Raw genomic sequence first — 21,233 nt, forward strand, 5'->3', positions numbered from 1 at the left:
GGTTCCCTCCCTTCGTTTTGCGCCCTCCTTCCCCCTTGCGGGGATTGAGGAGCGTTCGGCCGTAGGCCGAGGAGAAGCCAACGATTTGGCTTTTCCAGCGACGAACCCCGCGTCAGCGGGCGGATGGGGGTGGTGACGGGTGCGCTTTTACTGACGACCGTGGCGTCAAGCGTCGCCACCCCCACCCGACCCTTCGGGCCACCCTCCCCTCAAGGGGGAGGGAAAGAAGCGTCACCGCCCCAACACCCCATCGATCTGCTTCTGCGCCGCTGCGAGTGCCGCTTTCGGCTCGCTCTGGTGCGTGAGGGATGACTGGATGGCGGTGTAGATGGATTTGGAAATCTTCGGCCATTGTGGGTGCGGGCCGCGGTTGCGGGCGTATTTCATGCTCTCCTCGAACACCGCATAGACCTCCGGCCATTGCGGATTGTCCACCTTCACCTTCGAGGCCGGCAGGAAGCCGAAGCGGTTCCAGACCTCCGGCATCTTCCCATAGAGCCATTCGAGCAGGATGAAGGCTTCCTTCGGATGTTTGGAGTTAGCGAGGATGACATTATCGCCCTCCCCCAGCGCCGAGGCACGGGGCGCGCCCTCTTGCGGGACCGGCAGCAAGGCGGCGCGGTATTCGAACTTCGCCTCCTTGGCCATGCGCGGCATTTCCCAGGGGCCGGAAATGGCCATCGCCGCGTTGCCGGCATTGAAGGTTGCGGTGGAATCGTACTGGCTGCGGATGAGCGTGTCTGGCGAGGCCAGCTTCTCGTCGAGGAGCCTACGCCAGAATTCCAGCACCTGGACACCGCCCTCGGTGTCGACTTTGTTGTAGTCGCCACCGGTCATCTGCAGCCAGGGCAGGAACTGGAAGGTGCCCTCCTCCGTGGCGACGGCGGAGAAGGCGAGGCCGTAGACGTTCTTCGCCGGATCTGTCAGCTTCTTCGCTGCGTCGTAAAGCTCGTCCCATGCGCGCGGCGGCTTGTCGGGGTCGAGGCCTTTCGCCCGAAACATGTCGGCATTGTAATAGAGCGCGAGGGTATTGGCCCCGCGCGGAACGCCGTAGATCTTGCCATCCCATGTCACCGAGGCGAGCGGGCCGAGAAAGATGTCGTCCTTCCTGATCACCTTTGACTGTTCGATCATCGGCGTCAGGTCGAGCAGCAGGCCGCGCGAGGCGAAAAGCGCCACTTCCGGATTGTCGATATAGGTGACGTCAGGCCCCTCGCCCGTCGCCGTCGCACGCGCGAGATCATTGACCATGTCGCGGAACTGCACGGTCTTCAAATTGAGCTTGATGTCGGGATGCGCTTTCTCGAACTCGTCCTTGACGAGATAGATATATTGATCCGGCCGATCGATGGTCCAGATTTCCAGCGTCACCGGCTCGGCTTTTGCGGTCACGGCGGATAAGGCCACCGCCGCCCCTGCGATCCATGATGCGATGCGTTTCATGCCATCTCCTCCTCTTCAAGCATGAGCCGGAAATTCCCGTCCGGCGCGGGGCAATTCACTCCGCAGGATTTTTCTCCGAAAATCCGTCCCTATTTTTCGGAAATCCTGCTTAGGGGTTGGCGACGAAATCGCCACCACGGCACCTTTTCAGATAATTCAATGCATGGACCTGCCCGGTCATCTCCAGCGCGTCACGGTAAACGGGATCGTGCCAGCCCTCGATGTCGATGGAGCCGGACCAGCCGGCGAGGCGCAGTTCGGAAATCACATCGGTCCAGTTGGTGTCGCCGAAGCCCGGCGAGCGCATGAAGACGAACTTCTCCTTGCCGAAGATGCCATGCTCGCGGATGACATCCCAGCGGATCGTTGCGTCCTTGCCATGGACATGGAAAATCTTCCCCGCCCATTTGCGGATCTGCGGCAGCGGATCGATCAGATAGACCATCTGGTGGCATGGCTCCCATTCCAGCCCGAGATTGTCCGCCGGCACTTCGTTGAAGATCATCTCCCAGGCATCCGGATTATGCGCGATGTTCCAGTCGCCACTCGCCCAATTGCCGTCCATGGCGCAATTCTCGAAGGCGAGGCGCACGCCCTTGTCGGCGGCGCGTTTTGAAAGCTCGCTCCAGACCTGCTTGTAGCGCGGCAGGCTCTCCTCGATGGGCTTGCCGCGAATGCGCCCGGTGAACCCGGCGATGGTGGTTGCCCCGAAGAGATGGGCGTGGTCGATGAGCGCCTCCCAGCCCTTCAGCGTCTCGCGGTCGATTCCGGTATCTTCAAGCGGATTGCCGAACATGCCGAGCGTCGAGATGGTGACATCCGCATCGCCGATCGCCTCCTTCAACTCAGCGGCGAGCGTGGGTAGATCCTTGTTCATCACCTGCCAGAAGAAGGGCTCGATGCTTTCGAAGCCGTGGGGAAGGATGCTCTTGACGTAAGCGGCCGGATCGGGCGCATTCGCCTTGATCATCGTACCGATGCGGATGGATTTTGCCGGATCGCTCAATTTCTGCTCCTTCAGATCGTAATTTCCACGCGCCGTCCGGCTTCGGCACTATCGATCGCGCCGAACACCATGGCGAGGCTCTTGATGTTTTCGCTTCCCACGGTTTCCGGCGTGGGCCCGCCGCGCGTGGCGGCGATAAAATCCTTGAGGACTCCGAGGTGGCCGCCCACGCGGTGGGGGTAATCGAGGGGAGGTATCTCGATGGCGGCCACCTCGGAGAACAGGCCGTCTCTGCCGGGGGTCACGGCTTCGGCCCGTATGTCGTCATGCCCGTCCCAGACGAGCGAGCCGCGGCTTCCCACAATGCGCCAGGCGCTTTCCCAGCTCGTGCGCAGGCCATCCGCGCACCAGCTGCCGCGATAGGTGAAGACCGCTCCGTTGGAGAATTCGAAAATCGCCGCTGCGGACGAGCCCTGATGGTACCAGGAATTGACCGGCTCCCACTCCCGCGCATAGACCGCGCTCGGGGCATCGCCCGCGAAAAGCCGCGCTGCGTCGAACGTGTGGATCGCCATGTCGTGCAGGAGCACATGCCGCATCTCCTCGCGGAACCCGCCGAAATGGGGGGCAAGGAAGAAATCGCAATGCAGGCTGGTGACCTCGCCGATGGCGCCGGAGCGGATCAACTGGCAGATGCGCCGCACCTGCGGGATATAGCGCCGGTTCTGGACGACGGCATGGATACGTCCTGCCCGCTCCGCCCGCTCGATCAGATCGCGCGCCTCGTCCAGCGTTTCCGCCATCGGCTTTTCGGAGAGCACGTGACAGCCGGCCTCTAACCCGACCGAAACGGTGGCGTGGCGCGCCTGCGGGATAACAATGTCGAAGAGAAGCTCGGGCTCGGTTTTCTTGAGCACGCTCGGCAGATCGTCCGAGATGATCGCGCCGTCGAGGCCGAACTCCCGGGCGCGCGCCTCGGCCTTTTGCGGGTCGAGATCGACGATACCGGCAATGTCGATATCGCCAATGGTCCGGACTGCCTCGAACCATGCTTTGCTCATGGCTCCGCAGCCGACTAAAACGGCGCGCTGCATTTTCTCTCCTCCCCAGGAAATGCGTTATTAAACCGTTTTAGACGGTATAAAACACCTTCCGTAAACGTTTACGATTTCATAATAGCTGTTTGATTTTGTCAATCCCTCTTTTTAGTGGTTTAAGGCGTCGTGATCACAAAGGAAGAAAACCCGTGAGCATAAGGGACCTTGCCCGCCATCTCGATATTTCCATCGGAACCGTCTCGCGTGCGCTCAATGGCAAGGCGGACGTAAACCCTGAAACGCGGGAGCGCGTGCTGGAAGCGGCGAAGCGGCTCGGCTATGTGCCGAACCAGTCGGGCCGCAGCTTGCGGCAGGGCACGACCAACACCATCGGCTTCATGATCGAGTCGAGCCTGGAGACGGCGGACAATGGCGGCAGCTTCTTCATGCCGGTTTTCGAAGGCGTGCAATCGGTGTTCCGCCGCCATCATCTCGATCTCGTCGCGCTGCTCTGCGGGACGGACGAGGACCCGGCTTCCTACCTCAACCGCATGGTCGGGCGGCGCTTCGTCGACGGGCTGATCATCTCGGCGACCATGCGCCACGATCCCCGCATCGATTTTATGCTGGAACGGAAAATTCCGTTTGTCGCCTTGGGCCGTAGCGCAACCGAGGGCGATTATCCATGGATCGATCTCGATTTCGAAGGAGTCGCCGCGACGGCCGTGACGCGGCTTGCCGGTTTTGGCCACCGCCGCATCGCCATCGGCACTCCGGCGAGCGATCTCAATCTCGGATATTTGTTTCTCGACGGCTACAAAAAGGCTCTCGCCGCGAATGGCATTCCATTCGACCCGGCGCTTGTTCTCCCCGCAAGCGGCAATGAGGAAGGCGGCTACCGGCTGGCGGATGCGGTGCTTAAGCAGAACCCAAGGCCGACCGCGATCATCCTCGTCAATGAGAACATGGCAATCGGTCTTTACCGGCGGCTCCATGAGGCGGGACTGCAGCCGGGGCGCGATATAGCCGTCATCGGTTTCCGCGAAAGCCCGCAGAGCCGCTTCCTTTCGCCAATCCTCACCTGCTTCCGCATCTCCCTGCGCGATCTCGGCATTAGGCTGGGGGAAGCCATGCTTTCAGCACTGCCGGCATTCGAGAGCCAATACCCACGGGAAAAGGTCGAGACGATCTGGCCGATGGAATTGGTGCCGGGGGAAAGCGACGGGCCGCCGAAAGAGGCTGGCATTCAGGGCTGATGCCGTGCCATCTTCCATCGGATACATGTTATGACACAGGCGACGCATGACCGACAAACCGCGCATCACCATCACCTACTGCACCCAGTGCGCCTGGCTGCTTCGCGCCGCATGGATGGCGCAGGAATTGCTCTCCACCTTCGGGCAGGATCTGGGGGAAGTGGCGCTCATTCCGGGCACCGGCGGGGTCTATGAAATTCGCGTGGGCGACGAGCTCATCTGGGAGCGCAAGCGCGACGGCGGCTTCCCCGAGGCGAAGGTGTTGAAGCAGCGCGTGCGCGATATTGTCTGGCCGGAACGCGATCTGGGGCACTCGGATCGCAAGAAGGAAAAAGGGTAGCCCTACTCCTCCTCCACCACGCGCAGACGCAACTGCCCGGTCTTGCTTTCGGCGGTTTTGGCAACAGCCTGCGCAGGCGGCACGGGCGCGTCGGTCACGGGCTCGCCCAGTTCCAGCGCCTCGATCCTCTCACCGCGGCGCGTCACCTTGCCGGACGAGACGAGGATATCGTCGATATCCTTGTTGGCTTGCAGGAAATGGCCCTGCAATTTGCGCACCCGCTCATCGAGCCGCGCGACGTCCTCCATCAGCCGGATCACCTCGCCCTGGATCAGATGCGCCTGCTCGCGCATGCGGGCGTCTTTCAGCACGGCCTGAATGACCTGGATCGACAGCATCAGCAGCGAGGGCGAGACGATGACGATGCGCGAACGATGCGCCTTCTGCACCAGCCCTTCGAAATTCTCGTGAATTTCCGCGAAGATCGATTCGGACGGCACGAACAGGAAGGCGGTGTCCTGCGTCTCGCCGGTGATGAGATATTTCGCCGAAATATCGCGAATATGAACTTCCACGTCCCGCCGGAACTGGGCGATTGCGACCTTCTTTGCTTCCGGCCCTTCGGCGTCGCGGATCATGCTCCAGGCCTCCAGAGGAAACTTTGCGTCGATGACGAGCGAAGGCGCGCCGTTGGGCATCCGAACCAGACAGTCGGGCCGGTTGCCGTTGGAGAGCGTCGCCTGAAACTCGTATGCGCCGTGCGGCAGGCCATCGGCGATGATCGCTTCCATGCGCGACTGGCCGAAGGCGCCGCGCGTCTGCTTGTTGGCGAGAATCGCCTGCAATTGCACCACCTGCCCCGCCAGCGCCTGGATGTTATTCTGCGCGGTGTCAATCACCGCCAGCCGCTCCTGCAGCTTGGCAAGGTTCTCATGGGTCGATTTGCTCTGCTCGGTCATGGTCTGGCCGATGCGGCTGGTCATGCCGTCGAGCCGCTCGCGGATCGATTTGTTGAGCTCCGCCTGCCGCGAGCCGAAGACCTCGGCCATGGTCTGCATCCGGCCCTGCATTTCGGCCTGCGCTTTCAGGATTTCCGTCATGCGCATTTCGGCGTCGCGGGCGCGCTCAGCCGCCTCGATTTCCGCAATTGTCCGCGCCTGCGCGGCCCGCCACGCCATGACGAGAAAGAACAGCGCGAAGGCAATGACGAGTCCCAAGCCGCAAAGCATCGTTGCGCCGACGGAAACTGCATTGCCGCCGAATTGGAACAGCGGGGCGGAGAGAAGAGTGTTCGTATCCATGCAATGAGGCTTAGCCGATTCCAGTTGGAATTGCGAGATCAAAACGAGAACATTTATGACTGAAGCGCGCGCTGATCCATTGACGCTTGGCTTCCGAACAATTAGGTGAAGGCGCATGTCTGTTTTGCCGCTTGTCATTCTGCCCGACCCCGTCCTGCGCCAGGTATCGAAGCCTGTGGAGCGCATTGACGGCCAGTTGCGCGCCTTCGCCGACAACATGCTGGAGACGATGTATGACGCGCCCGGCATCGGGCTGGCCGCCATCCAGGTCGGCACGCCGCTGCGGATGCTCACCATCGACCTTTCCAAGGAAGGCGAAGAGCGGGCTCCCTATGTCTTCATCAATCCTGAGATCGTTTCGTCTTCCGAAGAGCGCAGCGTCTATGAGGAAGGCTGCCTTTCGATCCCTGATTATTACGCGGAAGTGGAGCGCCCGGCGCGGGTGCGCGTGACTTATCTCGACCGCGACGGCAAGCCTCAGGAAATCGAGGCCGAGGGGCTGATGGCGACCTGCCTTCAGCATGAAATCGACCATTTGAACGGCGTGCTTTTCATCGACCATATCTCGAAGCTCAAGCGCGACATGGTGATAAAAAGATTCAAGAAGCTCGCCAAGGATCGTCCGCCGAGCCGGCTCGCCATCTAACAGGGGGAAAGCCCATGCGCATCATTTTCATGGGCACTCCGGACTTCTCCGTGCCGGTGTTGACGACGCTGATCGGTCAGGGCCATGAGATCGCGGCGGTCTATAGCCAGCCGCCCCGCCCCGCCGGACGGCGCGGGCTGGAACTCACCAAATCGCCCGTGCACCAGAAGGCCGAGGAATTCGGCATCGAGGTGCGCACGCCGAAGAGCCTCAAGAGCCCGGAGGAGCAGGAGGCATTTCGCGCGCTCGAAGCCGATGTGGCTGTTGTCGTCGCCTATGGCCTGCTGCTGCCATCAGCCATTCTGGAGGGCACGCGGCTCGGCTGTTATAATGGCCACGCCTCCCTGCTGCCGCGCTGGCGCGGCGCCGCCCCCATCCAGCGCGCGATCATGGCCGGCGACCGCGAAACCGGCATGATGATCATGAAGATGAACGAAGGGCTCGATACCGGCCCCGTCGCCATGGTGGAGAAGGTCGCGATCACGCCCGATATGACAGCAGGGGAATTGCACGACCGTCTGAGCATGATCGGCGCCGACCTGATGGTGCGCGCCATGGCCGCGCTCGAGCGCGACAGCCTGACCTTGACGCCACAGGCGGAGAGTGGCGTCACCTACGCCGCCAAGATCGATAAGGCGGAAACGCGCATCGACTGGGTGGGGAAGGCGCGAGAGATTCACAATCGGATACGCGGGCTCTCGCCTTTTCCGGGGGCGTGGTGCGAGATGGAGATTGGGGTCCCGGCCAGCGACCAAAGGGAGCTTAAGGGCGGGGCAGACAAACTCGAGCGGGTGAAGCTGCTGAAGTCCACGTTGGCGGAAGGTTCGGGAGGAATGCCCGGCACGATCCTCGGCGACGGCCTGACAATTGCCTGCGGCGAAGGCGCGGTGAAGCTCACGCTCCTGCAAAAGGCGGGCGGCAAGCCGCTCGGCGCGCAAGACTTCCTGCGCGGCGCGCCCGTGACGCGGGTTTTATGATGCGTTGGCACTTTTCCTCCTACACCCCCCTCTGCCCTGCCGGGCATCTCCCCCTCAAGGGGGGAGATTACGCCTTCATTGACGCTTGGTACCAATCGCAGGCGTTGAAGAATAAGCGGCGTGGTCTGTGTCAGCCAATCTCCCCCCTTGAGGGGGAGATGTCCGGCAGGACAGAGGGGGGTGCTGCGACGGCGCACTCCGCACAGGAGTCCTTCTGAGGTGCCGCGTTACAAGCTCACGGTCGAATATGACGGCACGCCTTATGCCGGGTGGCAGCGGCAGGAGAATGGGCATACGATCCAGGCGGCCATCGAGCAGGCCATCGCCAAATTTTCCGGCGAACAGGGGACCCTGGGAGCCGCCGGACGAACGGATGCCGGGGTCCATGCGCTGGCGCAGGTCGCCCATGCAGACCTGACCAAGGACTGGAGCGCGGCCCGTGTGCGCGATGCCCTCAACGCCCATCTCGTCATGGCCGGGGAGCGCGTGGTCATCCTCAATGTCGAACGCGTGCCCGACAGTTTCGACGCCCGCTTTTCCGCCACCGCGCGGCATTATCTCTACCGCATCGTCAACCGCCGCCCGCCCATCGCCGTCGAGGCCGACCGCGCCTGGTGGGTGAAGCAGCCGCTCGATGCGGAGGCTATGCATGCGGCGGCGCAGCAGCTGCTGGGCCAGCACGATTTCACCACCTTCCGCGCCTCGCAATGCCAGGCCAAGAGCCCGGTCAAGACGCTCGACCGGCTGGATGTGGCGCGCAAGGGCGAACTCATCGAAATCCGCGCCTCGGCCCGGTCTTTCCTGCACAATCAGGTGCGCTCGCTTGCCGGCAGCCTGATGGAGGTCGGCGTGGGGCGCTGGACGGCCGATGATCTCGTCGCCGCGCTAGACGCCCGCGACCGTGCCGCCTGCGGCCAGGTCGCCCCGCCCTATGGGCTGTATCTGATCGGGGTGGATTACGGGGTGAGGTAGTTCTCCTCACCGCCATACTCGGGACAAGCCCGAGGATGATGGCATATTTACCGATGCAGCAGCGTACTGTCCGCCGGGGCCGCATATTCGATGCCCAAAAGATGCTGCAGGACTACCGTAACCAGGATCGAGCCGATGAAGAGCGCGATGTAGAAGGGCAGCACGAAGGTGTGCGGCCTTTGCAGCGCCACCTGCGTCAGGCGGTAGGAAAAGACGATCGACAGCCCGAACAATATGACCGAGAACAGCGCCAACACCTCCGGCGCGACGGGCAGGAAAAGCCGGACGAGCGTGATGGGGACGAACAGCCAGGCGATGAGCGCCGTGCCCCAGTTGGAGGCGATAACATAGGGCGCGAAGCGGCGCGAAATGCCGATGCGCCGGGCAAGGAGGCCGATCACCAGGATGGGCACCACCCAGGAGATCATATCCACCAGTGCGGTGCGCACCACGATGCTTAAACGCAGGCCCGCCTCGTCGTCGCCGCGCGCCAGATCCGCCGCATAGGCGACCCAGCCGGCGAAGAGCGGCGGCGCCGCCACCAGCATGGCGTAGAAGGATTGCCAGAACCCCTCCGCCGAAATATCGAGCAGCGTCAAGCCGTCCGGCCGCCCGCGCATCATGCGCCAGCTGCCGTAGAGATAGCGGTAGATATCGTCGAGCGTCGGCATGGAACCTCGCGCAGAAAACCGGCCGGAGCATAATCCTGAAAAGTTGATAGAGTTTTCGGGACTATGCTTAAACAATCGCCCCTAAAGCGCGTTGCGTTTAATCGCACCCATGCAACGCGCTTTAGGTATTTGTTTTTTAGCATGTCTTTGCCCAAAACCGGTTCCCACTTTTGGGAGACATGCTTTAGCGGCTGAAAAACCGCTCAAGGAAGTTCTGGTAGATTCTGGTGAGCATTTCCAAATCGGACAAGGCGGCGCGCTCATCGACCATATGCATGGTCTTGCCGACGAGGCCGAACTCCACCACCGGGCAATAATCCTTGATGAAGCGCGCATCCGATGTTCCGCCTGATGTGGAAAGCTCGGGCCGCCTGCCGGTGACCGCCTCGACGGAGGCGCTGAGCGTATCGACCAGCTTCCCATCGCGCGTCAGGAAAACATGGCTGGGGCGTTCCCGCCAGGAAAGCTCATAGCGGATTGGCGTGTCGCGTCCGGGCCTCAGCTTGCTGCTTTTCGCCGCCCGGTCGAGACGGCTTTCAATCTCGGCCTTCAGCGTCTCGTCCGTCCAATGGTCGTTGAAGCGGATGTTGAAGCTCGCCGTCGCCTTCGCCGGGATCACATTGGTCGCGGCATTGCCGACATCGATGCTGGTGACTTCGAGATTGCTCGGCTGGAAATCCTTCGTCCCCGCGTCCAGCACGGGGGCTAGCAGCGCATCGACCAGCGTGACGAGGCCGCGCACCGGATTGTCGGCGAGGTGCGGATAGGCGACATGGCCCTGCACGCCATGGACCGTAATCGTGCCGGAGACGGAGCCGCGCCGCCCGATCTTGATCATGTCGCCGAGCCCATTCGGATTGGTGGGCTCGCCGACGATGGCCGCGTCCCAGCGCTCGCCCTTCTTCGCCGCCCAGTCGAGCAGCTTCACCGTGCCGTTGATCGCCGGGCCTTCCTCGTCGCCAGTGATGAGGAAGGAGACGCTGCCCGGTAGTGGGAAGGTCCCTGCCCCGCCCTTAAGCTCCTTGTCGTCGCTGGCGGGGACCAAATTCTCTGCCCCGCCCTTAAGCTCCCTTCGGTCGCTGGCGGGGACCCCATGGGCCTCCACATAACGCGCGACGGCGGCGACGAAGCAGGCAATGCCGCCTTTCATGTCCACCGCGCCACGTCCGTAGATTTCGCCGTTCTCGATGACGGCGGAAAAGGGCGCATGCTTCCAGGCGCTCTCGTCGCCGGGCGGCACCACGTCGGTATGGCCGGCGAACATCAGATGCGGGCCATTGCCCGAAAACTTTGCATAGAGGTTCTCGATGTCAGGCGTGCCGTCTTCCGAAAAGACCGGACGCTCGATGGAAAAGCCGAGCGGTTTCAGCATGTTCTCCAGCGCCGTCAGCGCCCCGCCCTCCGCAGGCGTGACGGAGGGGCAGCGGATCAGGAGGCTCAGATTCTCGACAGGATCGGTGGGGAGAAGGGTCATGGGTTCCATCGGCTTCCGGGGGTTCGGATCCTCTATATAGAGGCTGACATATAAATTTAACTTGACCGCGCCGCCTCGGCTATCGTTAGTTAACTGAATATTGATGAGAGCCCGGATTACGGGCCAGCCGCAACGTTTGAAAAAACGCAAAACGCTTGGCGCAAGATCTGGAAAAGTTACAGACTTTTCCGATAAGATCATGCCAGCAAAGGGGAACGACGATGCGCAAATATGCGGTCGCGGCATGTGTGGCGGGGTTTCTCGCCGGGGCTATGGGTGTGGCCAAGGCAGCCGAGCGGCTGTCCGAAGGGGGAGCGACGAGCATTCCCTACGGCCATCTCGACTATTGCAAGCGCAATCCGCGCGATTGCGGCGCGCACCGTATCATGCCGGCAGTGGCGCTGAACGGCGTGCGCTGGCGCAAGCTCGAGCGCGTCAACCAGTCGGTCAATGCCGCCATCCAGCCGAAATCGGACCAGGAGGTCTATGGCAAGCGCGATTACTGGACGATTCCCACCAACAGGATGGGCGATTGCGAGGACTATGTGCTCATGAAACGCGCAAGGCTGCTCGGCATGGGCTTCAGCGCATCGCAGCTCCTGATCACCATGGTGCGCAACCGGGGCGAGGCGCATGTCGTGCTGACGGTGCGCACCGACAGGGGCGATTTCGTGCTCGACAATCTGCGCAATGAGATCCTGCCGGTCGAGAAGACGGGCTATCAATATGTCAAGATGCAGGCGCCCAACCATTCGGGCCGCTGGATCGGCATATCGGGAAGCGCCATCGAAGTGGCCGCGAATTGAGGACATTGGAGAGCGCTACCCTCCTCGCCATGCCCGTTTGGCCAGTGAGGGGGCTTCCAATAGAATCAATCGGACATGATTGTCATGCGGCTGTCATGAAAATCGGCCATGTAGCGCGGCGTCCGGGGTGCCAAAACAAGGCATCGTTTTCGATTATTGAACGCTGCATTAGAACAGACTGTTCAGAACATCGGAACAATGAACCAATGCTCACGATCCCGTGATTGGGCAGTGACCTTGTAAGCCATTGATAATAAACATCAAGCTATTTGATTAGAATCCATAAGCCGGATTTCAAGCGCACAAACGCGTGAGTTCCGGCACATTTTCGTTACTGGCACTAAAGCGCATTGTCTCCCATCTGAACGTCATCGGAAGGGCACACTTCCTCCCAAACAGCCCTTCCGAAAAAGTTCTAGGAGAGATTATCATGAAGAAGACCATTGCCCTTGCCACGGCTGCCCTCATTCTGAGCGCTGGCGCCGCCTTTGCTGAAAACCCCTCGGTTGGTACGCCGGACGATCTTTACGCAAATGACAGCACCCCCGTTGCCAGCCAGAAGGCCGAGCAGAAGGTGGACTACACTGCTCCGGCTTCGATCAAGACGGGCACCGTCAATGACACCAATCCGGCGGCCCATCGCTTCGGCGATGCCTCCCCGGCGAACCAGCAGTAATCCAAGCCAACAGGGGAATAGTGAGATAGGAATTTCACCTTCTCACTATCCCACCCTCCCCCAAAATCAGGACTAGACCCATGAACAAGATCGTTCTTGCAGCGACCGCGCTTGCCTTGAGCGCCGGTGTCGCCTTCGCTGAAAACCCCAATTTGGGCATCAATGAACCCGCGCCGTCCGCCCAGCAGAGCCGCGTCGATCGCACGGCCACGGCCACCATTAAGACTGTCGACGCTGGCAACCCGGCGGCTAACCGCTTCGGCGACGCCTCGCCCGCCGTTGGTCAATAACAGGTATTTTCGCTAACTGAATTTACTCACAGGAGTATCATATCATGAACAAGATCATTCTCGCCGCTGCCGCCCTTTCCTTGAGCGCAGGCGTTGCCTTCGCTGAAAACCCGAATTTCGGCATCAATGACCACGCGTCGTCCGCTCAGCAGACCCGCGTCGATTACACCGCGACGGCGACCGTCAAGGCTCCGAAGACCACGCTCGAAGCCACCAACCCGGCGGCGAACCGTTTCGGCGATGCTTCACCGGCAAACGGTGAATAATGAATAGGACAGCAGGCACTCTGTTCTCCAGTACAATTGCCGAACTGTCCATAAAGCGGCGAAGCCGAAGCTTCGCCGCTTTTTCATTGTGTTAAATCAATCGCGTAGCAGTTCGTTGATTGATGTCTTCGACCGTGTCTTTTCGTCCACGCGCTTGACGATGACAGCGCAGTAGAGATTCGGGCCCGGCTCGCCATTGGGCAAAGGCTTGCCCGGCATGGTGCCCGCGACGACGACTGAATAGGGCGGCACTTCGCCGTAGAAGACTTCGCCCGTGGCGCGGTCGACAATCTTGGTGGACTTGCCGATATAGACGCCCATGCCCAGCACCGAGCCCTCGCGGACGATGCAGCCTTCGACCACTTCGGAGCGCGCGCCGATGAAGCAATTGTCCTCGATGATGGTGGGGCCGGCCTGCATCGGCTCGAGCACGCCGCCGATGCCGACGCCGCCCGAGAGATGCACATGCTTGCCGATCTGCGCACAGGAGCCGACCGTCGCCCAGGTATCGACCATGGTGCCTTCATCGACATAGGCCCCGAGGTTGACGAAGGACGGCATGAGGATGACGCCGGGCGCGACATAGGCCGAACGGCGCACCACGCAATTGGGCACGGCGCGGAAGCCCGCCTTCTCGAATTCCAGCGCGCCCCAGCCTTCGAATTTCGAGGGAACCTTATCCCACCAGGTGGATTCACCGGGGCCGCCCTTGACGATGGACATGGGATTCAAACGGAAGGAAAGGAGCACGGCTTTCTTCAGCCATTGATGCACATGCCAGCTGCCATCCGCCCCCTTTTCCGCCACGCGGGCTTCGCCGCGATCGAGTAGGTTCAGCGCATGCTCGACGGCGTCGCGGATTTCGCCGCGCGTATTCACATTAATGCCATCACGTTCATCGAAGGCGTTATCGACGGTCTTTTCGAGGCTGGCGAAATCTGGCTGGGACATTAGGGAACTCCTAACGGGCTATTGACGATCAAGCGGCTATCATTGGCCGGCGGACTTTGGATGACCTATAGCATCAGTACGAAAATCGAAAATGGTTTTAATGGAATGGGAATGAAGAAGAAAAAGATGAATCCGATGGAAAAGAACGGCTGGACGCCATTTCCCCATTCACGCGAGGACGTCAGGCACGCCAAAGCGGTGCCCCAGACGCCCCAGACCGAGGCGCCCTCCTACCGGCTCGCCTTCACCGATCAGGAATTCATGACCCGCCGGGAGCTGCGCCCCATAAGGCTGCAGCTTGAGCTGCTGAAGCCGGAAATGCTCCTTGAGGAACACGGCATCAAATCGACGGTGGTGTTCTTCGGCGGCGCCCGAATTCCCGAGCCGGGCGGCGAGGCATGGGCTGCAAAGAACGAGACGCAGAAGAAAAATCTGGAAGCCAACTCCCGCTATTACGAGGAGGCGCGGCGCTTCGCGAAACTCTGCTCGCAATATTCTGCGACGACCGATTATCACGAGTTCGTCGTCGTCACTGGCGGCGGGCCGGGCGTAATGGAAGCGGGCAATCGCGGCGCGGCGGATGCCGGCGCGCCATCCATCGGCCTCAATGTGGTGCTGCCCCACGAGCAGGCGCCTAATCCCTACGTGACGCCGGATCTGTGCTTCAATTTCCACTATTTCGCCATCCGCAAGATGCACTTCCTGATGCGCGCAAAAGCGGTCGTCGTGTTCCCCGGCGGCTTCGGCACGATGGACGAGCTTTTCGAGACGATGACGCTGATCCAGACCGGGCGCATGGAGCGCGTGCCGCTGCTGATGTTCGGCAAGGAATTCTGGACCCGCGCGATCAATATCGAGTATCTCGCGGAACAGGGCACCATCGCGCCTGCCGATGTCGATCTGATCACCTTCGTCGACACGGCGGAGGAGGCGTGGGGGGAGATCAAGGGGTTTTATAAGCTTTAAACAGGGTACGTCGCGGGACAGTACCCCCCTCTGTCCTGCCGGACATCTCCCCCACAAGGGGGGAGATTAGCTTTCATCTATGCCGGCTACTAATCGCAGCCGTTGCAGAATGCGAGCGGAGCCTCGTAGCATCCGATCTCCCCCCCTTGTGGGGGAGATGCCCGGCAGGGCAGAGGGGGTTGCCTGGAGCCGACTTCAGCTTCTTTCTCCCACCAAAACGCCCCCCAAAAACCCCGCCAGATCATCCGTCACATAATCCACCGCGTCGGTAAATTCCGGGTCCTTCTCCCAGATTTCCGAGAAGGTCGGCTCGAAGTTTTTCGGCACGATCAGCACGGTCGTCATGCCGAGCGCCTTAGGCACGACGAGGTTGCGGGCGAGGTCTTCGAACATCACCGCGTTGCGGGTGTCGACACGGTAGAGGCCGACGAATTTGTCATAGGTCTCGCGGGCGGGCTTCGGCATCAAATCCGCGGCGACGATGTCGAAGATATCGTCGAAATGGTCGAGTATGCCCAATTGCCGCGCAGAGCGTTCGGCGTGGCCTTTATTGCCATTGGTGAAGATGAATTTGCGCCCCGGCAGCCGCCGGATCGCCTCGCCCAGCGCCGGGTCGGGCGCGAGCCAGGAATAATCGATGTCGTGGACCTTTTCGAGGAAATCGTCCGGGTCGATCTCGTAGCGGGTCATCAGCCCTTTCAGCGTCGTGCCATATTCCAGATAGAACTGCTTCTGGAGCGCCCTCGCCTCCTCGCGCGGAAGCTGGAGGAACTGGGCGACATAGCTCGTCATCTTCACATCAATCTGCGAAAACAGGTTCGAGGCGTGCGGATAGAGCGTGTTGTCGAGGTCGAAAACCCAGTCGGTGACATGGTCGAATGCTTGCGGCTGCGGCGTATTGGTCATGGCCAATCTTATGACATGAAAAGTGAGATGGTGAACAGTGCGATAGTGAGGTAGAGGTATCGCTCACTCACTTCCGTTCACTTCCCGTCTCACTGCTCCTCATCATGGAACTCTGGATACCCGTCACCATCGCGGCGGCCTTTCTGCAAAATCTGCGGTCGGCCTTGCAGAAGCATCTGCGCACGTCGCTCAGCACGACAGGCGCAAGCTTCGTGCGCTTCGGCTATGGGTTTCCCGTGGCGCTCGCCTATGTCCTGGCGCTCCATCATCTGGCGGGCTACGCCTTTCCATCGCTGAGCGCGACATTCGCGATCTGGTCGATCATCGGCGGGCTGGCGCAGATATTCGCCACCATCCTGCTTGTGTATCTCTTTTCCTTGCGCAATTTCGCTGTTGGAACCGCCTACTCTAAGACCGAACCGGTGCAGGCGGCGCTGTTCGGGCTGATCATCCTGGGCGAGAGGATCACGTCGGGCGCGGTGGCGGCGATTGCCGTCGGCATTGTCGGGGTGATGATGATTTCCGTGGCGCGGATGCCGCTTACCTGGCGCAATCTCGGCGCGGCGCTGATGAGCCGCACCGCGCTCATCGGCATCGCCTCGGGCGCGATCTTCGGTATTTCCGCCGTCGCCTATCGCACCGCCGCGCTGGCGCTGGATAGCCCGCATCCGATCATGCAGGCGGCGGTGACGCTCGCCTTCGTCACGGTATTCCAGACGGTGTTCATGCTCCTCTGGATGGCGGTTAAAGACGCCGCCGAGATCGTCCGCGTCATCCGCTCTTGGCGCTCATCCTCGCTGGTCGGGCTGGCGGGCGTGCTTGGCTCCGCGTGCTGGTTCACGGCCATGACGCTACAGCAGGTCGCCTATGTGCGCGGGCTGGGGCAGATCGAGCTGGTGTTCACCTTCATCGCGTCGGTGTTCGTCTTCCGCGAGCGCATCAACCGCATGGAGGTTGCGGGGTGCCTGCTGATCGTGGCGGGAATTCTGCTGCTGTTGACGTGGGGGTAACCCTCACGGAACAATCAGCGTACCGGCCCCATGCTCAGTGAAAAGCTCCAGCAATACCGAATGCGGGGTCTTGCCATTCAAGATCACCACGCCCTCGACCCCGCGCCTGATCGCCTCGATGCAGGTTTCGACCTTGGGGATCATGCCGCCGGAAATCGTGCCGTCCCTAATCAGCGCTTGCGCGTCCGCGACGGAGAGTTCCTTGATCAGTTGCTTGTCCTTGTCGAGCACGCCCGGTACGTCGGTCAGGAACAGGAGGCGCGAAGCCTTGACCGCACCGGCAATCGCTCCGGCGAAAATATCGGCGTTGATATTGTAGGTGTGGCCGTCGCGGCCCGGCGCCACCGGGGCGATGACCGGGATCATCTCGGAGCGGGCCAGGAGGTCGAGCAGCGTGCGGTCCACCTCGACCGGCTCGCCGACGAAGCCCAGATCGAGTACCTTCTCGATATTGGAATCGGGATCGACGACCGTTTTCTTGGCCTTCTGCGCGAAGACCATGTTGCCGTCCTTGCCGCACAGGCCAATGGCCCATTCGCCCTCGGCATTGATGAGCGCGACGATCTCCTTGTTGATGGAGCCGGCGAGCACCATCTCGACCACTTCCACCGTCTTCTCGTCGGTGACGCGCAGGCCGCCCTCGAAGCGGGATTCGATGCCGAGCTTGGCGAGCATCGCCGCGATCTGCGGGCCGCCGCCATGGACGACGATGGGGTTGATGCCGGACTGCTTCAGAAGCGCGATGTCTCGGGCAAAGGCCTTGCCAAGCTCTGGATTGCCCATGGCATGGCCGCCATATTTGACCACCACGGTCTTGTTCTCGTAGCGCTGCATGAAGGGCAGCGCGGCGGAAAGAAGCTGCGCCTGGATTGCCGCGTTTTCAGGAGAATGGGCCATGATGGGCTCCGCAGGAGAGAGGGCGGGTAAATTGGCGGTCTCTTAGCGCATGTCGCGGCGAAGGGAAATATCCCCGCCGCATGATCTTACGCGAAAAGTCTGCAACTTTTCGAAATCATGCTTTTACTCTCGCGTGAGAAGGATGATCGCGGCCCGCAGTTCATCGAGACCGACGCCTTTTTCCGACGAGGTGGCGATGATGCCGGGGAAAGCGGCGGGACGCTTGGCGATGGCCTTGGCCGTTTCCTCCATCAGCCGCGGCACGCCGGCGGGCTTGATCTTGTCGATCTTGGTCAGCACGATCTGGTAGGAGACGGCGGCCTTGTCCAGGAGATCGAGCACTTCGGCGTCGTTCTTCTTGATGCCGTGGCGCGCGTCGATCAGCACATAGACGCGCTTGAGCGTCGTGCGGCCGCGGAGGTAGTCGAAGACAAGCTTCGTCCACGCATCGACCTGCGCCTTCGGCGCTTCCGCAAAGCCGTAGCCGGGCATATCGACCAGCGCCAGCGGCGGCAGGTCACTGCCTTCGCCCGAATAGCCGTCCGGGACGAAATAATTCAGTTCCTGCGTACGGCCCGGCGTGTTGGAGGTGCGGGCAAGGCCCTTCTGTCCAACCAGCGCATTGATGAGCGACGACTTGCCGACATTGGAGCGCCCGGCAAATGCGATCTCGAGCGGCCCCTCCGGCGGCAGGAATTTCATCGCCGGCACGCCGCGGATGAATATCCAGCCCTTGGCGAACAGCATCCGCCCCGCTTCGATGAGTTCGGCTTGTTGATTGTCGGGTTGGGTCACGGCCGGTTGAGTACTTTCTTGAATTGGCAGTGCTCACCCCCCTCTGCCCTGCCGGGCATCTCCCCCACAAGGGGGGAGATTGGATGTGAATACCGCTTTCGCCAATCGCCAATGTTGCAGAATGCGCGCCGTGGCTGGTGCCAGCCAATCTCCCCCCTTGTGGGGGGAGATGCCCGGCAGGGCAGAGGGGGGTGTTCAGGTGCACCCCAGCTTGCAGGTCACTCCGCCGCTTTCGGTTTGCGACTGAACAGTCCCTTGAGATTATCCCATAGCTCGATCTTCGCGCCCTGGCGCTTCATGATCACGGCCTGCTGGGTGATCGACAGGGTGTTGTTCCATGCCCAGTAGATGACGAGGCCCGCCGGGAATGTCGCCAGCATGAAGGTGAAGATGATGGGCATCCAGGTGAAGATCGCGGCTTGGGTCGGGTCCGGCGGCGTCGGGTTCATGCGCATTTGCAGGAACATGGTGACGCCCATGATCAGCGGCCATACGCCGATCATCAGGAAGTGCGGCGGCGCGAAGGGCAGGAGACCGAACAGGTTGAAGAGCGAGGTCGGATCCGGCGCGGCCAGATCATGGATCCAGCCGAAGAACGGCGCATGGCGCATTTCGATGGTGACGTAGAGCACTTTGTAGAGCGCGAAGAACACCGGGATCTGCACCAGTACTGGCCAGCAGCCGGCCAACGGGTTGATCTTCTCGGTCTTGTAAAGCTCCATCATCGCCTGCTGCTGCTTCACCTTGTCATCCGCATATTTCTCACGGATTTCCAGCATCTTCGGCTGCATCATCTTCATCCGCGCCATCGAGGCGTAGGATTTGTTGGCGAGCGGGAAGAACACTGCCTTCAGGATGACGGTCACCAGCAGGATCGCCACGCCGAAATTTCCTGACAGCTTATAGAGCCAGTCGATGAGGTAGAACATCGGCTTGGTGATGAAGTAGAACCAGCCCCAGTCGATCAGGAGCTCGAACTGGCGGATGCCGAGATTCTTCTCATAGGCGTTGATCTTGGCCACTTCCTTGGCGCCGGCGAACACATGGTTCTCGATCGAGGTCGACTGGCCGGGCTGGATAGTGACGGGATTGGCGAGAAAATCCGCCTGATAGCGTGATCGGCCATCGGGGAAGAAGGAGAAGCGCGCCTGATAGGTCTCATTCTGCGGCGGAATCAGGGCAGCAGCCCAGTATTTGTCGGTAATACCGAGCCAGCCACCGGCCGATTTCGGCGGCGCGATTTCCTTCTCGTCGGCCATCTTTGAATATTTGATTTCCTGCAGGCCATCGTCGCCGATGACGCCGATGAGGCCCTCATGGAGCACATAGGTGGCGCTCGGATGGGCAGGCGGCTCGAAGCGGATCACGCGGCCGTAGGATTGCAGCGTCACCGGAGCCCCGGAGGCGTTGGTCACCGTGTCGTTTATGGTGAACATGTAATTGTCGTCCACCGAGATGACGCGCTTGAAAGTCAGGCCCTTGTCGTTAGTGTAGACGAGCGTGACGGGCGTCGAAGGCGTCAGCGTGTCGTTGCCCTCGACCTTCCAGACGGTCGTGGGGCCAGGCACCGCGCCGGTCTCGGCATTGCCCGTATAGCCAAGCTCGATGAAATAGCCCTGCTTCAACTGCGACGGAGCCAGCAGCTCGATATTGGGCGAGGAATCGTTGACCGTCTCGTGGTAGCCCTTGAGATAGAGATCGTCGAGGCGCGCGCCGGTCAGGTTGATCGAGCCCCGAAGGCTCGGCGTGTCGATCTTGACGCGGCCCGACTGTGCAATAGCCGCCTCGCGGGTCACATTGGCCGCGCCGTCCGTGGACTGGCCGGGAATGCCCTGCTGGGCGGGCGCCCCGGGGATGTTGACGTGGCTATCCGCCGGAGCCGGCTGCGCCTGTCCGGGCGCGGGAGCCTGCGTCTGCGCCTGCTTTTGCGCCTGTTCCTGGCGCTGCGCCTCGATCCGGGCCTGTTCCTTCTGGGCTTCGACCTTAGGGTTCATATAGAACACCTGCCACAGGGTCAGGATCAGGATGGACAGGGCAATGGTGATAAAGAAATTGCGGTTGTTTTCCATCGATGGTCCCAGGTCCGGTCGAGCCGGATCAGCGTTTCGTTTCAGTCTTGGCAACCCGTCTGGCGAGTTCCCTGACAAGTTCGGTGAATGGCGCATCGAGCGCGTCACGGCGTGCAACGATCACATAGTCGGTCCCATCGGCCATGTCACCTGCATTGGCGCGCATTGCTTCACGCAGACGCCTGCGAATGCGATTACGGATCACCGCGTTACCGTTTTTCTTGGTGACGGTCAGCCCCACGCGCGGCTTGTCGCCCACTTTCGCGGCGGCGGATTCCGCCGGCTCGCGCTTTTTGACTTCCAGCAGGAAAAACCGCCCCCGCCGCTTTTCGCCATTTCTTACAGCCAAAAACTCCGCTCTCTTGCGAAGGCGGAGTGGCTTTTGTTCTTTCATGGTTTCTTCGGAGCGCCGCGTGAAAGACACGCGGATCGGCTTTACGCCGAAAGCCGCTTGCGACCGCGGGCGCGGCGAGCGGCAATGACCTTGCGCCCGCCAGGCGTGGCCATGCGGGAGCGGAAACCATGACGGCGCTTGCGAACAAGCTTGGACGGCTGATAGGTGCGCTTCATTTATTTAATACCGCGGTGTGCGGCCCTT

23 protein-coding genes and 1 pseudogene are annotated in these 21,233 nt (G+C 61.2%); 11 read left to right on the plus strand and 13 right to left on the minus strand.

Annotated features, from left to right (window positions below; genetic code table 11):
• Window positions 1-231: 231 nt before the first annotated feature.
• From IEX53_RS01760 to IEX53_RS01770, 3 genes are all read right to left on the minus strand, one after another.
• The gene (locus IEX53_RS01760) at window positions 232-1,443 is read right to left on the minus strand and encodes an ABC transporter substrate-binding protein (RefSeq protein ID WP_188820823.1); all 1,212 of its coding nucleotides are present in this window, start codon (window positions 1,441-1,443) and stop codon (window positions 232-234) included.
• Between the two features lie 109 nt (window positions 1,444-1,552).
• On the minus strand, window positions 1,553-2,449 hold the full coding sequence (locus IEX53_RS01765; RefSeq protein ID WP_188820825.1) for a sugar phosphate isomerase/epimerase family protein: 897 nt from the start codon (window positions 2,447-2,449) through the stop codon (window positions 1,553-1,555).
• An 11-nt stretch (window positions 2,450-2,460) separates the two neighbouring features.
• Complete coding sequence (locus IEX53_RS01770; RefSeq protein WP_188820827.1) at window positions 2,461-3,483, minus strand: Gfo/Idh/MocA family protein; 1,023 nt, start codon at window positions 3,481-3,483, stop codon at window positions 2,461-2,463.
• 152 nt (window positions 3,484-3,635) lie between these two features.
• Between IEX53_RS01770 and IEX53_RS01775 the strand changes: the two genes are divergently transcribed.
• Both IEX53_RS01775 and IEX53_RS01780 read left to right on the plus strand, forming a co-directional pair.
• The gene (locus tag IEX53_RS01775) at window positions 3,636-4,682 is read left to right on the plus strand and encodes a LacI family DNA-binding transcriptional regulator (protein ID WP_188820829.1); all 1,047 of its coding nucleotides are present in this window, start codon (window positions 3,636-3,638) and stop codon (window positions 4,680-4,682) included.
• A 46-nt stretch (window positions 4,683-4,728) separates the two neighbouring features.
• Window positions 4,729-5,022 carry an Rdx family protein gene (locus IEX53_RS01780; RefSeq protein WP_188820831.1) on the plus strand — a complete coding sequence of 98 codons (294 nt, stop codon included), beginning with the start codon at window positions 4,729-4,731 and terminating at the stop codon, window positions 5,020-5,022.
• A 2-nt stretch (window positions 5,023-5,024) separates the two neighbouring features.
• Here the strand turns inward: IEX53_RS01780 and IEX53_RS01785 are convergent.
• Window positions 5,025-6,149: pseudogene (locus tag IEX53_RS01785) on the minus strand (DNA recombination protein RmuC); the annotation flags it as partial.
• 229 nt (window positions 6,150-6,378) lie between these two features.
• Here IEX53_RS01785 and def point away from each other — a divergent pair.
• The 3 genes from def to truA all read left to right on the plus strand — a co-directional run bounded on the left by def (window position 6,379) and on the right by truA (window position 8,858).
• Window positions 6,379-6,909 carry a peptide deformylase gene (def, locus tag IEX53_RS01790; protein ID WP_188820836.1) on the plus strand — a complete coding sequence of 177 codons (531 nt, stop codon included), beginning with the start codon at window positions 6,379-6,381 and terminating at the stop codon, window positions 6,907-6,909.
• 14 nt (window positions 6,910-6,923) lie between these two features.
• Complete coding sequence (fmt, locus tag IEX53_RS01795) at window positions 6,924-7,886, plus strand: methionyl-tRNA formyltransferase (RefSeq protein WP_188820838.1); 963 nt, start codon at window positions 6,924-6,926, stop codon at window positions 7,884-7,886.
• 219 nt (window positions 7,887-8,105) lie between these two features.
• The gene (gene truA, locus IEX53_RS01800) at window positions 8,106-8,858 is read left to right on the plus strand and encodes a tRNA pseudouridine(38-40) synthase TruA (RefSeq protein ID WP_188820840.1); all 753 of its coding nucleotides are present in this window, start codon (window positions 8,106-8,108) and stop codon (window positions 8,856-8,858) included.
• Between the two features lie 47 nt (window positions 8,859-8,905).
• Here truA and IEX53_RS01805 read toward each other — a convergent pair whose 3' ends face one another.
• Entirely contained in the window at window positions 8,906-9,529 is a 624-nt protein-coding gene (locus IEX53_RS01805) for a hypothetical protein (protein WP_188820842.1), read from the minus strand.
• Between the two features lie 184 nt (window positions 9,530-9,713).
• Window positions 9,714-11,003, minus strand: coding sequence for a succinyl-diaminopimelate desuccinylase (gene dapE / locus IEX53_RS01810; RefSeq protein ID WP_188821104.1), 1,290 nt, complete (start codon window positions 11,001-11,003; stop codon window positions 9,714-9,716).
• Between the two features lie 221 nt (window positions 11,004-11,224).
• Here dapE and IEX53_RS01815 point away from each other — a divergent pair, with 221 nt between their 5' ends.
• From IEX53_RS01815 to IEX53_RS01830, 4 genes are all read left to right on the plus strand, one after another.
• A complete protein-coding gene (locus IEX53_RS01815; RefSeq protein WP_188820844.1) occupies window positions 11,225-11,809 on the plus strand; it encodes a transglutaminase-like cysteine peptidase in 585 nt (194 codons plus the stop codon).
• A 430-nt stretch (window positions 11,810-12,239) separates the two neighbouring features.
• Window positions 12,240-12,485 carry a hypothetical protein gene (locus IEX53_RS01820; RefSeq protein WP_188820846.1) on the plus strand — a complete coding sequence of 82 codons (246 nt, stop codon included), beginning with the start codon at window positions 12,240-12,242 and terminating at the stop codon, window positions 12,483-12,485.
• An 80-nt stretch (window positions 12,486-12,565) separates the two neighbouring features.
• Window positions 12,566-12,775, plus strand: coding sequence for a hypothetical protein (locus tag IEX53_RS01825; RefSeq protein ID WP_188820848.1), 210 nt, complete (start codon window positions 12,566-12,568; stop codon window positions 12,773-12,775).
• A gap of 44 nt (window positions 12,776-12,819) precedes the next feature.
• Entirely contained in the window at window positions 12,820-13,041 is a 222-nt protein-coding gene (locus IEX53_RS01830) for a hypothetical protein (RefSeq protein ID WP_188820849.1), read from the plus strand.
• A 96-nt stretch (window positions 13,042-13,137) separates the two neighbouring features.
• On the opposite strand, the gene dapD is transcribed toward IEX53_RS01830, so the two are convergent.
• The gene (gene dapD, locus IEX53_RS01835; protein WP_188820851.1) at window positions 13,138-13,992 is read right to left on the minus strand and encodes a 2,3,4,5-tetrahydropyridine-2,6-dicarboxylate N-succinyltransferase; all 855 of its coding nucleotides are present in this window, start codon (window positions 13,990-13,992) and stop codon (window positions 13,138-13,140) included.
• 126 nt (window positions 13,993-14,118) lie between these two features.
• Here dapD and IEX53_RS01840 point away from each other — a divergent pair, with 126 nt between their 5' ends.
• Window positions 14,119-14,958: an LOG family protein gene (locus IEX53_RS01840; protein WP_188821106.1), complete on the plus strand. Its 840-nt coding sequence runs from the start codon at window positions 14,119-14,121 to the stop codon at window positions 14,956-14,958.
• Window positions 14,959-15,153: 195 nt separating this feature from the next.
• On the opposite strand, the gene IEX53_RS01845 is transcribed toward IEX53_RS01840, so the two are convergent.
• A complete protein-coding gene (locus IEX53_RS01845; RefSeq protein WP_188820853.1) occupies window positions 15,154-15,864 on the minus strand; it encodes a pyrimidine 5'-nucleotidase in 711 nt (236 codons plus the stop codon).
• 104 nt (window positions 15,865-15,968) lie between these two features.
• Here IEX53_RS01845 and IEX53_RS01850 point away from each other — a divergent pair, with 104 nt between their 5' ends.
• Window positions 15,969-16,874, plus strand: coding sequence for an EamA family transporter (locus IEX53_RS01850; RefSeq protein WP_188820854.1), 906 nt, complete (start codon window positions 15,969-15,971; stop codon window positions 16,872-16,874).
• Window positions 16,875-16,877: 3 nt separating this feature from the next.
• Here the strand turns inward: IEX53_RS01850 and argB are convergent, their stop codons facing one another.
• From argB to rpmH, 5 genes are all read right to left on the minus strand, one after another.
• Window positions 16,878-17,771, minus strand: coding sequence for an acetylglutamate kinase (argB, locus tag IEX53_RS01855; RefSeq protein WP_188820856.1), 894 nt, complete (start codon window positions 17,769-17,771; stop codon window positions 16,878-16,880).
• A gap of 123 nt (window positions 17,772-17,894) precedes the next feature.
• Complete coding sequence (gene yihA, locus IEX53_RS01860; RefSeq protein WP_188821108.1) at window positions 17,895-18,518, minus strand: ribosome biogenesis GTP-binding protein YihA/YsxC; 624 nt, start codon at window positions 18,516-18,518, stop codon at window positions 17,895-17,897.
• Between the two features lie 266 nt (window positions 18,519-18,784).
• A complete protein-coding gene (gene yidC, locus IEX53_RS01865; RefSeq protein ID WP_188820858.1) occupies window positions 18,785-20,635 on the minus strand; it encodes a membrane protein insertase YidC in 1,851 nt (616 codons plus the stop codon).
• 28 nt (window positions 20,636-20,663) lie between these two features.
• The gene (rnpA, locus tag IEX53_RS01870; RefSeq protein WP_188820860.1) at window positions 20,664-21,029 is read right to left on the minus strand and encodes a ribonuclease P protein component; all 366 of its coding nucleotides are present in this window, start codon (window positions 21,027-21,029) and stop codon (window positions 20,664-20,666) included.
• 41 nt (window positions 21,030-21,070) lie between these two features.
• On the minus strand, window positions 21,071-21,205 hold the full coding sequence (gene rpmH / locus IEX53_RS01875) for a 50S ribosomal protein L34 (protein WP_068880068.1): 135 nt from the start codon (window positions 21,203-21,205) through the stop codon (window positions 21,071-21,073).
• Between the last annotated feature and the right edge of the window lie 28 nt (window positions 21,206-21,233).

It is taken from the genome of Paramesorhizobium endophyticum, from assembly GCF_014640615.1.
In the GTDB taxonomy this organism is placed as follows: Bacteria; Pseudomonadota; Alphaproteobacteria; order Rhizobiales; family Rhizobiaceae; genus Paramesorhizobium; species Paramesorhizobium endophyticum.

What these genes read in the sequence shown, in the direction of transcription:
- IEX53_RS01805 (WP_188820842.1), bottom strand. Translation starts at nt 9,529, where the DNA reads ATGCCGACGCTCGACGATATCTACCGCTATCTCTACGGCAGCTGGCGC.
- rpmH (WP_068880068.1), bottom strand. Translation starts at nt 21,205, where the DNA reads ATGAAGCGCACCTATCAGCCGTCCAAGCTTGTTCGCAAGCGCCGTCAT.
- yihA (WP_188821108.1), bottom strand. Translation starts at nt 18,518, where the DNA reads ATGCTGTTCGCCAAGGGCTGGATATTCATCCGCGGCGTGCCGGCGATG.
- IEX53_RS01845 (WP_188820853.1), bottom strand. Translation starts at nt 15,864, where the DNA reads ATGACCAATACGCCGCAGCCGCAAGCATTCGACCATGTCACCGACTGG.
- dapD (WP_188820851.1), bottom strand. Translation starts at nt 13,992, where the DNA reads ATGTCCCAGCCAGATTTCGCCAGCCTCGAAAAGACCGTCGATAACGCC.
- rnpA (WP_188820860.1), bottom strand. Translation starts at nt 21,029, where the DNA reads ATGAAAGAACAAAAGCCACTCCGCCTTCGCAAGAGAGCGGAGTTTTTG.
- IEX53_RS01850 (WP_188820854.1), top strand. Translation starts at nt 15,969, where the DNA reads ATGGAACTCTGGATACCCGTCACCATCGCGGCGGCCTTTCTGCAAAAT.
- IEX53_RS01780 (WP_188820831.1), top strand. Translation starts at nt 4,729, where the DNA reads ATGACCGACAAACCGCGCATCACCATCACCTACTGCACCCAGTGCGCC.
- def (WP_188820836.1), top strand. Translation starts at nt 6,379, where the DNA reads ATGTCTGTTTTGCCGCTTGTCATTCTGCCCGACCCCGTCCTGCGCCAG.
- IEX53_RS01825 (WP_188820848.1), top strand. Translation starts at nt 12,566, where the DNA reads ATGAACAAGATCGTTCTTGCAGCGACCGCGCTTGCCTTGAGCGCCGGT.
- dapE (WP_188821104.1), bottom strand. Translation starts at nt 11,003, where the DNA reads ATGACCCTTCTCCCCACCGATCCTGTCGAGAATCTGAGCCTCCTGATC.
- IEX53_RS01815 (WP_188820844.1), top strand. Translation starts at nt 11,225, where the DNA reads ATGCGCAAATATGCGGTCGCGGCATGTGTGGCGGGGTTTCTCGCCGGG.
- yidC (WP_188820858.1), bottom strand. Translation starts at nt 20,635, where the DNA reads ATGGAAAACAACCGCAATTTCTTTATCACCATTGCCCTGTCCATCCTG.
- IEX53_RS01770 (WP_188820827.1), bottom strand. Translation starts at nt 3,483, where the DNA reads ATGCAGCGCGCCGTTTTAGTCGGCTGCGGAGCCATGAGCAAAGCATGG.
- IEX53_RS01830 (WP_188820849.1), top strand. Translation starts at nt 12,820, where the DNA reads ATGAACAAGATCATTCTCGCCGCTGCCGCCCTTTCCTTGAGCGCAGGC.
- IEX53_RS01760 (WP_188820823.1), bottom strand. Translation starts at nt 1,443, where the DNA reads ATGAAACGCATCGCATCATGGATCGCAGGGGCGGCGGTGGCCTTATCC.
- IEX53_RS01840 (WP_188821106.1), top strand. Translation starts at nt 14,119, where the DNA reads ATGAATCCGATGGAAAAGAACGGCTGGACGCCATTTCCCCATTCACGC.
- IEX53_RS01820 (WP_188820846.1), top strand. Translation starts at nt 12,240, where the DNA reads ATGAAGAAGACCATTGCCCTTGCCACGGCTGCCCTCATTCTGAGCGCT.
- fmt (WP_188820838.1), top strand. Translation starts at nt 6,924, where the DNA reads ATGCGCATCATTTTCATGGGCACTCCGGACTTCTCCGTGCCGGTGTTG.
- argB (WP_188820856.1), bottom strand. Translation starts at nt 17,771, where the DNA reads ATGGCCCATTCTCCTGAAAACGCGGCAATCCAGGCGCAGCTTCTTTCC.